This window comes from Streptomyces coeruleorubidus, from assembly GCF_008705135.1.
Classification (GTDB): Bacteria; Actinomycetota; Actinomycetes; order Streptomycetales; family Streptomycetaceae; genus Streptomyces; species Streptomyces coeruleofuscus.
In genome coordinates this window covers 7,539,583-7,553,711 of the sequence record NZ_CP023694.1, presented here as the reverse complement: position 1 = coordinate 7,553,711, position 14,129 = coordinate 7,539,583, and the positions used below count along the sequence as shown (strand labels likewise).

12 protein-coding genes are annotated in these 14,129 nt (G+C 72.8%); 7 read left to right on the top strand and 5 right to left on the bottom strand.

Going from position 1 to position 14,129, the window contains the following annotated elements; all coding sequences use genetic code 11:
* Positions 1-43: 43 nt before the first annotated feature.
* Complete coding sequence (locus CP976_RS34835) at positions 44-841, top strand: IclR family transcriptional regulator (RefSeq protein ID WP_150483893.1); 798 nt, start codon at positions 44-46, stop codon at positions 839-841.
* An 18-nt stretch (positions 842-859) separates the two neighbouring features.
* Here the strand turns inward: CP976_RS34835 and CP976_RS34830 are convergent, their stop codons facing one another.
* Positions 860-1,759: a LysR family transcriptional regulator gene (locus tag CP976_RS34830; RefSeq protein ID WP_150483892.1), complete on the bottom strand. Its 900-nt coding sequence runs from the start codon at positions 1,757-1,759 to the stop codon at positions 860-862.
* A gap of 94 nt (positions 1,760-1,853) precedes the next feature.
* On the opposite strand from CP976_RS34830, the gene CP976_RS34825 reads away from it, so the two are divergent.
* Complete coding sequence (locus CP976_RS34825; protein ID WP_150483891.1) at positions 1,854-3,011, top strand: nuclear transport factor 2 family protein; 1,158 nt, start codon at positions 1,854-1,856, stop codon at positions 3,009-3,011.
* A 40-nt stretch (positions 3,012-3,051) separates the two neighbouring features.
* Here CP976_RS34825 and CP976_RS34820 read toward each other — a convergent pair whose 3' ends face one another.
* The gene (locus CP976_RS34820) at positions 3,052-3,381 is read right to left on the bottom strand and encodes a DUF5955 family protein (RefSeq protein WP_086600025.1); all 330 of its coding nucleotides are present in this window, start codon (positions 3,379-3,381) and stop codon (positions 3,052-3,054) included.
* 195 nt (positions 3,382-3,576) lie between these two features.
* Between CP976_RS34820 and CP976_RS34815 the strand changes: the two genes are divergently transcribed.
* Both CP976_RS34815 and aceB read left to right on the top strand, forming a co-directional pair.
* The gene (locus tag CP976_RS34815) at positions 3,577-4,191 is read left to right on the top strand and encodes a nucleotidyltransferase family protein (RefSeq protein WP_150483890.1); all 615 of its coding nucleotides are present in this window, start codon (positions 3,577-3,579) and stop codon (positions 4,189-4,191) included.
* 207 nt (positions 4,192-4,398) lie between these two features.
* Positions 4,399-6,024: a malate synthase A gene (aceB, locus tag CP976_RS34810; protein WP_150483889.1), complete on the top strand. Its 1,626-nt coding sequence runs from the start codon at positions 4,399-4,401 to the stop codon at positions 6,022-6,024.
* A 1-nt stretch (position 6,025) separates the two neighbouring features.
* On the opposite strand, the gene CP976_RS34805 is transcribed toward aceB, so the two are convergent.
* Together CP976_RS34805 and CP976_RS34800 are read right to left on the bottom strand one after the other, a co-directional pair.
* Positions 6,026-6,319, bottom strand: a complete 294-nt coding sequence (locus CP976_RS34805) for an Rdx family protein (protein ID WP_150483888.1) — start codon at positions 6,317-6,319, stop codon at positions 6,026-6,028.
* Positions 6,316-7,230 carry a HipA family kinase gene (locus CP976_RS34800; protein WP_150483887.1) on the bottom strand — a complete coding sequence of 305 codons (915 nt, stop codon included), beginning with the start codon at positions 7,228-7,230 and terminating at the stop codon, positions 6,316-6,318. The genes CP976_RS34805 and CP976_RS34800 overlap by 4 nt, the downstream gene beginning before the upstream one ends.
* Positions 7,231-7,394: 164 nt before the next feature.
* On the opposite strand from CP976_RS34800, the gene CP976_RS34790 reads away from it, so the two are divergent.
* From CP976_RS34790 to CP976_RS34780, 3 genes are read left to right on the top strand one after another with little or no spacing between them, the layout of a single operon-like run.
* Positions 7,395-8,630 carry an ATP-binding protein gene (locus CP976_RS34790; protein WP_150483885.1) on the top strand — a complete coding sequence of 412 codons (1,236 nt, stop codon included), beginning with the start codon at positions 7,395-7,397 and terminating at the stop codon, positions 8,628-8,630.
* A complete protein-coding gene (locus CP976_RS34785; RefSeq protein WP_229875293.1) occupies positions 8,627-9,751 on the top strand; it encodes a tetratricopeptide repeat protein in 1,125 nt (374 codons plus the stop codon). Before CP976_RS34790 ends, CP976_RS34785 begins: the two co-directional genes overlap by 4 nt.
* Positions 9,752-9,767: 16 nt before the next feature.
* Positions 9,768-10,457 carry a 2-phosphosulfolactate phosphatase gene (locus CP976_RS34780; protein ID WP_150483883.1) on the top strand — a complete coding sequence of 230 codons (690 nt, stop codon included), beginning with the start codon at positions 9,768-9,770 and terminating at the stop codon, positions 10,455-10,457.
* Positions 10,458-10,470: 13 nt separating this feature from the next.
* Here CP976_RS34780 and cobN read toward each other — a convergent pair whose 3' ends face one another.
* A complete protein-coding gene (cobN, locus tag CP976_RS34775; RefSeq protein ID WP_150483882.1) occupies positions 10,471-14,097 on the bottom strand; it encodes a cobaltochelatase subunit CobN in 3,627 nt (1,208 codons plus the stop codon).
* Positions 14,098-14,129: the final 32 nt, after the last annotated feature.

Below are 14,129 nucleotides of genomic sequence, written 5' to 3'. Positions count from 1 at the left end.
TTAATATCCCGGGAAGCGAAATGCTACCCGAAAGGAACGCGCCGTGCCGACGTCCAGCGCCAGCACCACCGACTCCCCCCGGTCCTCCGCCAACGGCGGGGTCCAGTCCCTGGAGCGCGCCTTCGACCTGCTCGAACGGATGGCGGACGCGGGCGGCGAGGTCGGTCTGAGCGAGCTGTCCGCGAGCAGCGGGCTGCCCCTGCCGACCATCCACCGCCTGATGCGCACGCTGGTGGCCTGCGGGTACGTACGGCAGCAGAGCAACCGCCGGTACGCTCTCGGCCCGCGCCTGATCCGTCTCGGCGAGTCCGCCTCCCGGCTGCTGGGCACCTGGGCGCGGCCGTATCTCGCCCGGCTGGTCGAGGAGACCGGCGAGACGGCGAACATGGCGCTGCTGGACGGGGACGAGATCGTCTACGTGGCGCAGGTGCCGTCGAAGCACTCGATGCGCATGTTCACGGAGGTCGGCCGGCGCGTGCTGCCGCACTCCACGGGCGTGGGCAAGGCCCTGCTCGCCGGTTTCCCGCCGGAGGAGGTGCGCGCCCTGCTGAACCGTACGGGCATGCCCGCCGCGACGGAGAAGACCATCACGACGCCCGACGGGTTCCTCGCGGCGCTGGAGGACGTGCGCCGCCAGGGCTACGCGATCGACGACAACGAGCAGGAGATCGGCGTCCGCTGCCTGGCGGTCTCGGTGCCCGACTCCCCCACCGCCGCGGCCATTTCCATCTCCGGCCCGGCGGGCCGGGTCACGGAGGCGGCGACGGAGAAGATCGTGCCGGTCCTCCAGCAGGTCGCCGGCGAACTGTCCGAGGCCCTGGCGACCCAGAACCCCGCCTGACGGGTCACGACGACCCGGTCACGAGTCCGTGGGACCGGCGGGGGCGAAGGCCGTGGCGAGTCGGTCGAGCAGGAGCGCCGCGGTGGGATGCGGGTCGCGGCGGGGTGTGATCGTGTAGACGCCCCGGGTGGGGGGATCCAGCAGGCTCACCGTGGTGACGTCGGTGCGCAGTGCGCACGTCAGCACGCCGGGTATCAGCGCGATCGCGTGACCGGTCGCGACCAGGGCCAGCTTGCCGGGCAGATCGGCCGCGGCGAGGTCGATGCGGGCACTGACTCCGGCGCGGGCGGCGTGCCGGCGCAGGAGCGCCGCCGAGCCGTCGTTGTCCTCGACCCAGGTCTGTTCGGCCAGCGTCCGCATGTGCACCGGGCCGCGTCCGGCCTGCGGATGGCCGAGGGGCAGCGCGACGACCATCTCGTCCAGCCCGAGGAAGCGGCGCTCGACCCTCGGGTCGTGGGGCAGTCCCGGCGGTGCGTCCGTGACGACGGCGAGGTCGAGATCGCCGGTGATCACGCGCTGGTGCAGGTCGGGGCTCAGACCGGGAAGCAGGCTCCAGCGGACCGCCCGGTCGCGCTCCAGCAGGGCCCGGATGGCCTCGGGCACGATCCCCGCGGCCAGTGAGGGTGTCGCACCGACGGCCAGGGGGCTGACCGCCCCGTCACGGGCGTCACGTACGGCGCGGACAGCGCGGTCGGCCTCGTTGAGGGTGGCGAGGGCGTGGCGCCGGAAGACCTCGCCGGCCGGCGTCGGACGCACACCGCGCGCATGACGCTCCATCAGAGGCACGCCGAGCTGCCGCTCCAGCCCGGCGATCTGCCGGGAGACCGCCGACTGCGTGTGGTGGAGCTCGGCGGCCGCCGCGGACAGCGACCCGAGCCGGCACACCGTCACGAAGGTTCGCCACACCGTCAGGTCCATGATCACAGTATGACCAGCCGGTATGCGCACCCCGCAGGGCGGGGCTGCGAGATCTGCGCTGTTCGCAGCCGCCGAAGTCCACCACTCTGGCGCCATGACCACACCGCACACGATCGCCGTCCTCGGCCTGGGGCGCATGGGCGACGCGATCGCGACCCGACTGGCCGCTCAGGGCCGCACCGTCATCGGCTGGACACGGTCCGGACGCACCTCGGGCGCCGTCAGGACGACCGGCGACCCGCGCGACGCCGTGGCGGAGGCCGGCCTGGCACTCCTGGCGCTGTTCGACGGTCCGGCCTGCCGGCAGGTCCTCGACGACGTCCGTGGCGCGCTGCGAGCCGACACGATCGTGGTCAACACCAGCACCATCTCCCCCGCCGAAGCGTCGGAACTGGCCCGGCGGCTCGGCCCGTTCTACGTCCACGCGCCCGTGCTCGGCTCGGTTCCGGCCGCCTCCGCCGGTGCCCTGCGCATTCTCGCCGCCGCCGAGGGAGACACCTTGGACGGGGCCCGGCCGGTGCTGGAAACGCTGGGCTCGGTGCTGACCGTCGGGGATGCCGCCACCGCCGCCGCGCTCAAGCTGATCGCCAACAACGGCCTCGCCGGCGCGGTCCTCGCGCTGCGCGACTCACTGCGGCAGGGCGACGCCCTCGGCCTGCCCCGCGACCAGGTACTGGACGTACTCGAACTCGGCCGGCTCGGCGGGCTTGTGGCGCACAAGCGGGCTTTTCTCACCGGCGAGCCCGTCACCGCCGCGGCCGAGTTCACGATCGGCGCACTGGCCAAGGACATGGCTCTGCTGGCCGCCGCGTCGAACACGCCGTTGCGCAGCGCGGCCGGCCTGGCGGACGTCCCCGCCGGCCCCGAGGCGGACATCGCCACCGCGGCCACCGCCCCCGCCGCCGATGACGCGGTGCTCGAACCGCTCCGCGCCTACGTCCGCGGGCACGCCACCGGCGACCCCGCCCACTTCCGTGACGCGTTCCTGCCCACCGCCCACGTCGAGGGGATCCGGGACGGCGCGTTCGTCTCATGGCCCCTGGAGGAGTACTGCGCTCTCTTCACGGGCCGGCCGGCCGCGGACGAGCCGGCCCGCTCCCGCCGCATCGACACCGTCGACGTCCACGGCACCGTCGCGACGGCGACCATGACGCTCCTGCACGGCGCGGACACCTTCACCGACGTCTTCCTGCTGGTCCGCGTCGGCGACAGGTGGCGGATCGCCAACAAGGCTTACCACCGGCATGGTTGACCGGCTCCGGCGTACCCTTCCGCCTGATCCGAAGAGAGCCTCAGCCCTGCCCCCGCACCGGCCCGCCGAAGAGGTCCACGGCCCGGCGGACCTCCGCCAGTTCCGGGGCCAGCGCGCTCACCGAGCCGATCGCGCCCGCGATCAGCAGGAGGGAGCGGCGCAGCCGTGGGATCTCGGGGGTGCCGTCGGCCGCCATGGCGTCCAGGGCGGCGAGTTCCTCCTCGGCGATGGTCCGGTCGGCGAACTCGCCGGGATGGGCGGCGAGCCGGCGGCGCAGCCGGGCGACGGCGGAGCGCAGCTCCGTCACGCGCGGATCCTCGTCGCCGCCGGTCACAGGCCCCTGCCGCCTCTGCTCAACGCTCCGCAACACAGTCCTCCCCCTCGCACTCCGTCGTGCGCGTGCCCTTCCGACGCGAAGTCCCCCACACCGGGCGCCGGTCGGCCGCCCGGCCGGTCGGTGCGGGCGACAGTAAACGACGTGGGCCACCGGGCGCCAGTCCGTTGCGTCATCGACTTGCTCCGCTGCGTGACTTCCCGGCCCGAGCTCGTGCGGTATGCAGGATCCATGACGACACGTAAGACGACGAAAAGGACGCGTGCGGTTGCGGGGGTACTGCTCGCCGCCGGGGGCGGGCGGCGGCTCGGCGGGCGCCCCAAGGCGCTGCTCACCCACCGGGGGCGGCCGCTCGTGGAGCACGCGGTGCGGGTGTTGCGCGAGGGCGGCTGCGAGCGGGTCCACGTGGTGCTGGGCGCCCGGGCGGACGAGGTCCGGGCGCGAGCCGCACTGCCGGGATGCGTCCTGGTCGGCAACCCCGACTGGGAAGAGGGCATGGGCACGTCCCTGCGGGCCGGGCTGGACTCGCTCGCCGGCACGGGTGCGGCGGCCGCCCTGGTCTCGCTCGTCGACCAGCCCGGTATCGGCCCGGAGGCGGTGGCCCGGGTCCTCGGGGCGTACGAGGACGAGGAGTCTCTGGTGTCGGCCGCGTACGACGGAGTGCGCGGGCATCCGGTCCTGTTCGGTGCGGCTCACTGGGCGGGCATCGCCGCGACTGCGACCGGGGACCGGGGGGCACGCGCCTATCTGAAGGAGCACGAGCCGGGGATCAGGCTCGTCGAGTGCGGGGACGTGGCCCGGCCCTTCGACATCGACACGGAAGCCGATCTGGCCCACCTTGAGTGAAGGGAGTGGCACGGAGAGCCACCTTGCCTCGACTCGGAGAATCTCGACATCAACAGATGATTGAACTTCCACCATGAGGAAACTAGTATCCACTGTTCAGAAGCGCCCGATGCCCCCGCGGGCGCCGAACGCCGTATCCGGGAAGACTGGCACCCGGTGCCGAACCGCCGGTTCGTCTTCGTAGCTCGCTGAAGGAAGTGACAGTTCATGTCCGCACCAGCGCCGTCCCCGCTGGCCGTCGTCGACGCCGAACCCCTGCCGCGGCAGGAGGAGGTCCTCACCGAAGCGGCGCTCGCCTTCGTGGCCGAGCTGCACCGGCGGTTCACGCCCCGCCGTGACGAACTCCTCGCCCGCCGCGCCGAGCGCCGCGCCGAGATCGCCCGCACCTCCTCCCTCGACTTCCTCCCGGAGACCGCCGCGATCCGCGCCGACGACTCCTGGAAGGTCGCCCCGGCCCCCGACGCCCTGAACGACCGGCGGGTCGAGATCACCGGCCCCACCGACCGGAAGATGACCATCAACGCCCTCAACTCGGGCGCGAAGGTGTGGCTCGCGGACTTCGAGGACGCCTCCGCACCGACCTGGGAGAACGTGGTCCTCGGCCAGCTCAACCTGATCGACGCCTACACCCGGAACATCGACTTCACTGACCCGAAGTCGGGCAAGTCGTACGCCCTGAAGGCGAACGAGGAACTCGCCACGGTCGTCATGCGCCCGCGCGGCTGGCACCTGAACGAGCGCCACCTCGCCGACGCGGACGGCACCCCGGTGCCCGGCGCGCTCGTCGACTTCGGCCTGTACTTCTTCCACAACGCCAAGCGCCTGCTGGGCCTGGGCAAGGGCCCGTACTTCTACCTGCCGAAGACGGAGTCGCACCTGGAGGCCCGCCTCTGGAACGAGGTCTTCGTCTTCGCGCAGGACTACGTCGGCATCCCGCAGGGCACCGTGCGCGCCACGGTCCTGATCGAGACCATCACGGCCGCGTACGAGATGGAGGAGATCCTCTACGAGCTGCGCGACCACGCCTCCGGGCTGAACGCGGGCCGCTGGGACTACCTGTTCTCCATCGTCAAGAACTTCCGGGACGGCGGCGCCAGGTTCGTCCTGCCGGACCGCAACGCGGTGACGATGACGGCCCCGTTCATGCGCGCGTACACCGAACTCCTCGTCCGTACCTGCCACAAGCGCGGCGCGCACGCGATCGGCGGCATGGCGGCGTTCATCCCGTCCCGCCGGGACGCGGAGGTCAACAAGGTCGCGTTCGAGAAGGTCCGCGCCGACAAGGACCGCGAGGCGAACGACGGTTTCGACGGCTCCTGGGTCGCCCACCCCGACCTGGTGCCGATCGCCATGGAGTCCTTCGACAAGGTCCTCGGCGACAAGCCCCACCAGAAGGACCGGCTGCGCGAGGACGTCGACGTCAAGGCGGCCGACCTGATCGCGATCGACTCGCTGGACGCCAAGCCGACGTACGCGGGTCTGGTGAACGCCGTGCAGGTCGGCATCCGCTACATCGAGGCCTGGCTGCGCGGACTCGGCGCGGTTGCGATCTTCAACCTGATGGAGGACGCCGCCACCGCCGAGATCTCCCGCTCCCAGATCTGGCAGTGGATCAACGCGGGCGTCGTCCTCGACAACGGCGAGCCGGTCACGGCCGACCTGGCCCGCAAGGTCGCCGCCGAGGAGCTGGCGAACATCAAGGCCGAGGTCGGCGAGGAGGCCTTCGCGGCCGGCAACTGGCAGCAGGCGCACGACCTGCTGCTGACGGTCTCCCTCGACGAGGACTACGCCGACTTCCTGACGCTCCCGGCGTACGAGCAGCTCAAGGGCTGACTCAGTCCGCGGAGGGCTCGGCGGACGGCTTGTCCGAGTGGCCCAGGGGCTTCCCCGGGGCCACTCGGTCGCGCACGGCCCGCTTCACTGCCGTCGGCTCGGGGAAGCCCTGCTCGCGCCGGTCCCAGACGACCTCGTCGCCGACGCGGACGACGAACACCCCGCCCTTGCCGGGCTTCAGCGCCAGTTCCGTCAGCTCGGACTCGAACGTCGTGAGCAGCTCCTGCGCCAGCCAGGCCGCACGCGGCAGCCAGCGGCACTGGGTGCAGTATTCGATCTCGACACGGCCACTCATCCGAGGTGCACCGACCAATCCTGTTCGGCCGCGGGCTTGCCGTGCAGGTCGGGGACCTGCCGGAGCCACGCGGGGCGTCCTTGCCGGCTGCGCGCCGCCCGGCGGGCCTCCTCGGCGGCGAGCTGCTCCCGGCCGGGGAAGTCGGTGGGCAGCCAGGCCTCGGAAGCCCGCACGCGCGCGTGGAGGTACGACACGTACGCCTCGCGTGCCTCCCGCGCGGTGGCGAAGCCCGGCTCGTCCGCGAGCCAGGCGTCCGGGACCTCGGCGAGGATCCGGCGCAGCAGCTCCTCGGTCACCCTGGGAGCCAGCTCGGCGTCGGCGGCCCGGACGTCGGGTCCGTAGTGGCCGAGGGCGTGGTGCCGGAAGTCGTACACCTTGGCGGGGTCGGTGCCGTCCCAGCGGTGGTGGAACACGAGCGCGGCACCGTGGTCGATCAGCCACAGGCGCGGCGGCGCCACGCCCAGGGTGGGCCAGACCATCAGGTTGGAGCTGTGGACCGTGCGGTCGACGTTCACGGTCAGGGCGTCGAGCCAGACGATCCTCCCCGCCTCCAGGGGATCGACGGGGAAGACCCGCGCGATGTCCGGCGTGAAGTCCCGGGCGCCCGGCAGGTAGTCCATGCCGAGGTTCACGCCCTCGCTGGCCGCGTGCAGGCCCCGCACCTCCTGGTGCGGCTCGTCCCGCGCGATCACCGGGTCGAAGTGCACCAGCACCAGCTCGGGGAAGCGCAGCCCGAGGGCGCGGGCCAGCTCCCCCACGATCACCTCGGCGACCAGTGCCTTGCGGCCCTGTGCGGAGCCGGTGAACTTCACGACGTAGGTGCCCAGGTCGTCGGCCTCGACGACTCCGGGTACGGATCCGCCGGACGTCAGGGGTGCGACGTAGCGGGTCGCGGTGACCTCTCTCAGCATGTCCTCGGGCCTTGCCTCCCCGGCAGTCCGTCCATGGCGGTCCGCTCCTTGCTGCCGGCCTCCGCCGGCATGAAGCGAGCATAGTAAGCGAGAGTGATCGCCGGTACACGGCTGGACGCCGAGCGCCTCCCGAGGCGTCGCAGGGCGGGCGTAGGCTGTGGATCATGCCGGACGACTCCCCTCTCATACAGAGTCTGCGCACCGCCGTCGCCGCCGCTCCCGCGGACGTACCCCTGCGGTTGCACCTGGCCCAACTCCTGCTGGAGGCGGGCCGTTCGGAGGCCGCCGTCGCCGAGGCGGCCGTGGCCCTTCAGCACGCGCCGGGCGACGCCCAGGCCCGTGACCTGATGGCCCGGGCGATGGGCGCGCCGGCCCCGGCGCCGGCGCAACCCCCGGACCGGCGGCCGGGGTTCGACTGGCGGGCCGCCGAGGAGCAGGTGGGGGACGTGGTGCCGCCGCGGTTCGTCGAGGCGCCGGTCCGCGCGGACGGACAGGACGATCCCGGCGGCGCCGAGGCGTGGGACGTGGAGACGCCCGGCGGGGTGCGGCTGGCCGACGTCGGCGGCATGCAGGAGGTCAAGGACCGCCTGGAGGCGGCGTTCCTGGCGCCGCTGCGCAACCCCGAGCTGCGCAAGCTGTACGGCAAGAGCCTGCGCGGCGGGCTGCTGCTGTACGGGCCGCCCGGCTGCGGGAAGACGTTCATCGCCCGCGCGGTCGCCGGGGAACTCGGCGCCGCGTTCCTGTCGGTGTCGGTCAACGACGTGCTCGACATGTGGATCGGCAACTCCGAGCGCAACATGCACGAGGTGTTCGAGACCGCCCGCCGCCAGGCGCCCTGCGTGGTCTTCCTGGACGAGCTGGACGCGCTCGGCGCCAAGCGCAGCCGCACCGCGCACAGCGGCATGCGCAACACGGTGAACCAGCTCCTCACCGAGCTGGACGGCATCGACTCGGCGGCGAACGAGGGCGTGTTCGTGCTGGCCGCCACGAACGTGCCCTGGGACGTGGACAACGCCCTGCGCCGTCCCGGCCGGCTGGACCGGACGATCCTGGTCCTGCCTCCCGACGGTCCGGCCCGGGAGGCGATCCTCCGCTACCACCTGCGGGACCGGCCCATCGAGAACGTCGACCTGGGCAAGCTGGTCAAGGCCACGGACGGCCTGTCGGGCGCGGACCTGGCGCATGTCTGCGAGGCGGCGGCCGAGCGGGCGCTGCTGGACTCGGCGCGCACCGGGACGGTCCGGATGATCGGCATGAAGGACTTGCTGGCCGCCGCGAAGGAGGTCGTCCCGTCGGCCGAGCCGTGGTTCGCCTCCGCGCGGAACGTGGCGATGTTCGCCAACGAGGGCGGGATGTACGACGACCTGGTGGCCTACCTGAAGAAGAGGCGCAAGCTGTGACCGCCACCGTGCACCCCGCCGTGGAGCGGGCCGACCTGCTCATCGACCTCAAGCGGTACGAGGAGGCCCGCGAGCTGCTGGCGCGGCGGCTCGCGGAGGACCCCGACGACGTCCGGGCCTGGGTCAAGCTCGCCCGCAGCCATCTCATGGACGAGGAGGACGGGCCGAAGGCCCTGGAGGCGACGGAGCGGGCACTGGCGCTGGACTCCGAGGACATCGGGGCGCTCGTCATGCACGCGCACGCCCTGCGTGCCGCGGGCCGCTTCCTGGAGACCGAGGGCGTGCTGCGCGAGGTGATCCGCCTCGCCCCCGAGAACTGGTACGGCTACGCGCTGCTCGCCAACTGGCTCTGGCGCATCAGGGCGATCCGCTCCGGGCGGGCCAACGGCGGCCAGGTCCGGCGCGAGGACCAGGACGCCGCCCTGCGGGAGGCCGGCGAACTCGCCCAGGAGGCCATGAGGTTGGGCCCGGAGGAGGTGTTCGCCTACGAGGTGGCGTGGCTGATCGCCGACATGGCGGGCAACCGGACCGTCGCCGGCCAATTGGACGAGGCCATCCTCCGGCTCGACCCGCAGCACGAGCAGGCACTGGCCCGGCGGACGAAGAAGGCGGCGACCGCTCCCGGCGTCAAGGCGGCGGAGGCCGCGACCCTGTACGCCGACGCGCTGGCCACCGCCCCGGACTCCGCCCCGATGCGCAGCGGCCTGGACGACGCCTCCTACCGTCTGCTGCGCGGCATCCGCTGGCCGGCCCTGCTCTGCCTGGCTCTCGCCGGTGTGGGCATCGACCTGTTCGCGACCGAGGGCGAGACCCAGCGGGAGCTGCCGCTGCCGCTGGGCCAGCGGCTCTGGGACCTCGTCCCCATGGCCGTGGTCTGGGCCCTGGGCGCCCTGCTGAGGTACCGGAGGCTGCGCGCCGGCGTCCAGGTCAATCTGCGCTCGCTGCTCCACCGACGCACCTGGCCCCGTGTCGCCCTGGCCCAGGCGGCGTGGGCCATGGTCTGCGCCCTGCTGATCACCCAGATCCCGTGGACGGAACGCACGGTCCCGCAGGTGCTGTTCTGGGCCGGTCTGCTGCCGACGGTGGCGACGATGTGGTTCGACCGGGGCAAGGACGGCTGAACGGGCATCCGCGATCATGATCGGTACGGACACTCGTTTCCTTGGCATACCAGAGCTCGTCGAAGCCCCGTCGGTGGCGGTCGTGGTCGACGTGATGCGTGCTTTCACCGTGGCGGCTTGGGCGTTCGGCCAGGGAGCGGAGAAGATCGTTCTCGCTGAGTCGCTGGACGATGCCCTGGCCCTCAAGGCTCGCCACCCGGACTGGGCGGCGCTCAAGGACGGTCCGCCCGCGCCCGGGTTCGACCTGGTCAACTCGCCGGGACTGCTGCGGTCTGCCGACCTCGGCGGACGGACCGTCGTGCAGAAGACCACGGCAGGCACGGTCGGCGCCCTCGCGGTCAAGGAGGCGTCGCTGGTGCTGTGCGCCGGCTTCGTGGTGGCGGAGGCGACGGCCCGGGTCCTGCGGACGCGCGAGAGCGACGGCGTCACGTTCGTGGTCACCGGCGAAGACGGGCAGGCCGACGAGGATCTGGCGTGTGCTCAGTACATCGCTCGCAGGACCACGGAGGACGCGACGGACGCCGCCGGGTTCGTCCGCCGCGCCGCCGCGTCGCGTGCCGCCGCCGAGTTGGCGCAGGGGGTGCGTCAAGGAGTCCATTCCGATGACGTCGCACTCTGTCTCGAGGTCGACCGGTTCCCTTTCGCCATGGTGGCGGCCTTGGAAGGCTCGCTCATGGTCCTGAGGCCTGCGCACCCCGCCGGGTGACGGTGCGGAACGATCACCCGTCGCCTTCCAGGTCCCCCTCCGTCTCCAGGTACACCTGCCGCAGACCCTCCAGCACGGCCGGGTCCGGCTTCTCCCACATGCCGCGGGACTCCGCCTCCAGCAGGCGTTCGGCGATGCCGTGCAGGGCCCAGGGGTTGGCCTCCTGGAGGAACTCGCGGTTGGCCGGGTCCAGGACGTAGGTCTCGGTGAGCTTGTCGTACATCCAGTCGGCGATCACGCCGGTGGTGGCGTCGTAGCCGAAGAGGTAGTCGACGGTGGCGGCGAGTTCGAAGGCGCCCTTGTAGCCGTGGCGGCGCATCGCCTCGATCCACTTGGGGTTGACCACGCGGGCCCGGAAGACCCGGGAGGTCTCCTCGACGAGGGTGCGGGTGCGGACCGTCTCGGGGCGCGTGGAGTCGCCGATGTACGCCTCGGGAGCCGTGCCGCGCAGCGCCCGGACCGTCGCCACCATGCCGCCGTGGTACTGGAAGTAGTCGTCGGAGTCGGCGATGTCGTGCTCGCGCGTGTCCGTGTTCTTCGCGGCGACCTCGATGCGCTTGTACGCGGTCTCCATCTCCTCGCGGGCCGGGCGGCCGTCGAGTTCACGGCCGTAGGCGTAGCCGCCCCAGACCGTGTAGACCTCGGCGAGGTCGGCGTCGGTGCGCCAGTCGCGGGAGTCGATGAGCTGGAGCAGGCCGGCGCCGTAGGTGCCGGGGCGCGAGCCGAAGATGCGCGTGGTGGCGCGGCGTTCGTCGCCGTGGGACGCCACGTCCGCCTGGACGTGGGCCCGTACGTGGTTGGCCTCGGCCGGCTCGTCCAGCGAGGCGGCCAGGCGTACGGCGTCGTCCAGCAGGCCGATGGTGTGCGGGAAGGCGTCCCGGAAGAAGCCCGAGATGCGGAGGGTGACGTCGATACGGGGGCGGCCCAGCTCCTCGTACGGGACGGGCTCCAGGCCCGTCACCCGGCGGGAGGCGTCGTCCCAGACGGGGCGGATGCCGAGCAGGGCGAGGGCTTCCGCCACGTCGTCGCCCGCCGTGCGCATGGCGCTGGTACCCCACAGGGAGAGGCCGACGGAGGTGGGCCAGTCGCCGTTGTCGGCGCGGTAGCGCTCCAGGAGGGAGTCGGCGAGCGCCTGGCCGGTCTCCCAGGCGAGGCGGGAGGGGACCGCCTTGGGGTCGACCGAGTAGAAGTTGCGGCCCGTCGGGAGGACGTTGACCAGGCCCCGCAGGGGTGACCCCGAGGGGCCCGCCGGGACGAAGCCGCCCGCCAGCGCGTGCACGGTGTGGTCGACCTCGGCGGTGGTCGCGGCGAGGCGGGGCACGACCTCGCGGGCCGCGAACCGAAGGATGGCGGCGACCTGTTCACCGTGTTCGGTGGGGACCGCGGCCGGGTCCCAGCCCGCGTCCTCCATGGCCTGGACCAGGGCGCGGGCCTGCTCCTCGGCCTCGTCGGCGGTCGTGCGGGTCGCGGCGGACTCGTCCAGGCCGAGCGCCTCGCGCAGGCCGGGCAGGGCCGTGGCGCCGCCCCAGATCTGGCGGGCGCGGAGGATGGCGAGGACGAGGTTGACGCGGTCCGCGCCCTGGGGCGGATTGCCGAGGACGTGCAGGCCGTCGCGGATCTGGGCGTCCTTGACCTCGCAGAGCCAGCCGTCGACGTGCAGGAGGAAGTCGTCGAAGCCGTCGTCGTCCGGGCGGTCCTCCAGGCCGAGGTCGTGGTCGAGCCGGGCGGCCTGGATGAGGGTCCAGATCTGGGCGCGGATCGCCGGGAGCTTGGCGGGGTCCATGGAGGAGATCTGGGCGTACTCGTCGAGGAGTTGCTCCAGGCGCGCGATGTCGCCGTAGGAGTCGGCGCGGGCCATGGGCGGGACGAGGTGGTCGACGAGGGTGGCGTGGACGCGGCGCTTGGCCTGGGTGCCCTCGCCGGGGTCGTTGACCAGGAACGGGTAGATCAGGGGGAGGTCGCCGAGGGCGGCGTCGGGGCCGCAGGCGGCGGACAGGCCGGCGTTCTTGCCGGGCAGCCACTCCAGGTTGCCGTGCTTGCCGAGGTGGATCATCGCGTCGGCGCCGAAGCCGCCGTCCTCGGTCCGGGCGGCGATCCAGCGGTAGGCGGCCAGGTAGTGGTGGGAGGGCGGCAGGTCCGGGTCGTGGTAGATCGCGATCGGGTTCTCGCCGAAGCCGCGCGGGGGCTGGATGAGGATCAGCAGGTTGCCGAAGCGCAGGGCCGCGAGGACGATGTCGCCCTCCGGGTCACGGCTGCGGTCGACGAACATCTCGCCGGGGGCCGGGCCCCAGTGCTCCTCCACCGCCGTGCGCAGTTCCCCGGGGAGCGTGGCGAACCAGCGGCGGTAGTCGGCCGCCGGGATCCGCACCGGGTTGCGGGCCAGTTGCTCCTCGGTGAGCCAGTCCTGGTCGTGGCCGCCCGCCTCGATCAGCGCGCGGATCAGCTCGTCCCCGTCACCGGAGGCCAGGCCGGGCACCTCCGCGTCCGTTCCGAAGTCGTAGCCCTCGTCGCGGAGCCGGCGCAGCAGGGCGATGGCGCTGGCGGGGGTGTCCAGGCCGACCGCGTTGCCGATGCGGGAGTGCTTGGTCGGGTAGGCGGAGAGGACCAGCGCGAGGCGCTTGTCGGCGGGCCGGATGTGGCGGAGCCGGGCGTGGCGTACGGCGATTCCGGCGACCCGGGCGGCGCGCTCGGGGTCGGCGACGTAGGCCGGGAGGCCGTCGGCGTCGATCTCCTTGAAGGAGAACGGGACGGTGATGAGGCGGCCGTCGAACTCGGGGACGGCGATCTGGCTGGCCGCGTCGAGCGGGGAGACGCCCTCGTCGTTGTCCGCCCAGTCGGTCCGTGAGCCGGTGAGGCACAGGGCCTGGAGGATCGGTACGTCGAGGGCCGTGAGCGCGCCCGCGTCCCAGGACTCGTCGTCGCCGCCGGCCGACGCTTCGGCGGGCTTGGTGCCGCCGGCGGCGAGGACGGTGGTGACGATGGCGTCGGCGGCGCGGAGTTCCTCGATCAGCTCGGGCTCGGGGGCGCGCAGGGAGGCCACGTACAGGGGCAGGGGCCGGCCGCCCGCGTCCTCGATCGCGTCGCACAGGGCGCCGGCGAAGGCGGTGTTGCCGCTCATGTGGTGGGCCCGGTAGTAGAGCACGGCGACGGTCGGGCCGTCGGTGTCCCGGCCCTCCCGGGGCAGCGGGCCCCAGGTGGGGGCGGCTTCCGGGGCCTCGAAGCCGTGGCCGGTGAGCAGGACCGTGTCGGAGAGGAAGCGGGCGAGCTGCTCCAGGTTGGCCGGGCCGCCGTGCGCGAGGTAGGCGTGTGCCTCGGCGGCGATGCCGATGGGGACCGTGGAGGACGCCATCAGCTGGGCGTCGGGGGCCTGTTCGCCGGTGAGGACGACGACCGGGCGGCCGTCGGCGAGGAGCAGGTCGAGTCCGTCCTGCCAGGCCCGGATGCCGCCGAGGAGGCGTACGACGACCAGGCCGACGCCGTCGAGGAGCGCGGGGAGGTCGTCGAGGGCGAGGCGGGAGGGGTTGGCGAAGCGGTACGGGACCGGGCCGGCGGCCGCGCGGGCGCTGAGCAGGTCGGTGTCGGAGGTCGACAGGAGCAGGATGCGGGGGTTCGGGAGTCGTTCCCCGGATGAGTGCAGCATGCGGCGGCTGGCCTTCCTCGGGGTGTCCGCGC

What these genes read in the sequence shown, in the direction of transcription:
- CP976_RS34800 (WP_150483887.1), bottom strand. Translation starts at nt 7,230, where the DNA reads ATGCTGAGAGAGGTCACCGCGACCCGCTACGTCGCACCCCTGACGTCC.
- aceB (WP_150483889.1), top strand. Translation starts at nt 4,399, where the DNA reads ATGTCCGCACCAGCGCCGTCCCCGCTGGCCGTCGTCGACGCCGAACCC.
- CP976_RS34790 (WP_150483885.1), top strand. Translation starts at nt 7,395, where the DNA reads ATGCCGGACGACTCCCCTCTCATACAGAGTCTGCGCACCGCCGTCGCC.
- CP976_RS34805 (WP_150483888.1), bottom strand. Translation starts at nt 6,319, where the DNA reads ATGAGTGGCCGTGTCGAGATCGAATACTGCACCCAGTGCCGCTGGCTG.
- CP976_RS34815 (WP_150483890.1), top strand. Translation starts at nt 3,577, where the DNA reads ATGACGACACGTAAGACGACGAAAAGGACGCGTGCGGTTGCGGGGGTA.
- CP976_RS34780 (WP_150483883.1), top strand. Translation starts at nt 9,768, where the DNA reads ATGATCGGTACGGACACTCGTTTCCTTGGCATACCAGAGCTCGTCGAA.
- cobN (WP_150483882.1), bottom strand. Translation starts at nt 14,097, where the DNA reads ATGCTGCACTCATCCGGGGAACGACTCCCGAACCCCCGCATCCTGCTC.
- CP976_RS34830 (WP_150483892.1), bottom strand. Translation starts at nt 1,759, where the DNA reads ATGGACCTGACGGTGTGGCGAACCTTCGTGACGGTGTGCCGGCTCGGG.
- CP976_RS34825 (WP_150483891.1), top strand. Translation starts at nt 1,854, where the DNA reads ATGACCACACCGCACACGATCGCCGTCCTCGGCCTGGGGCGCATGGGC.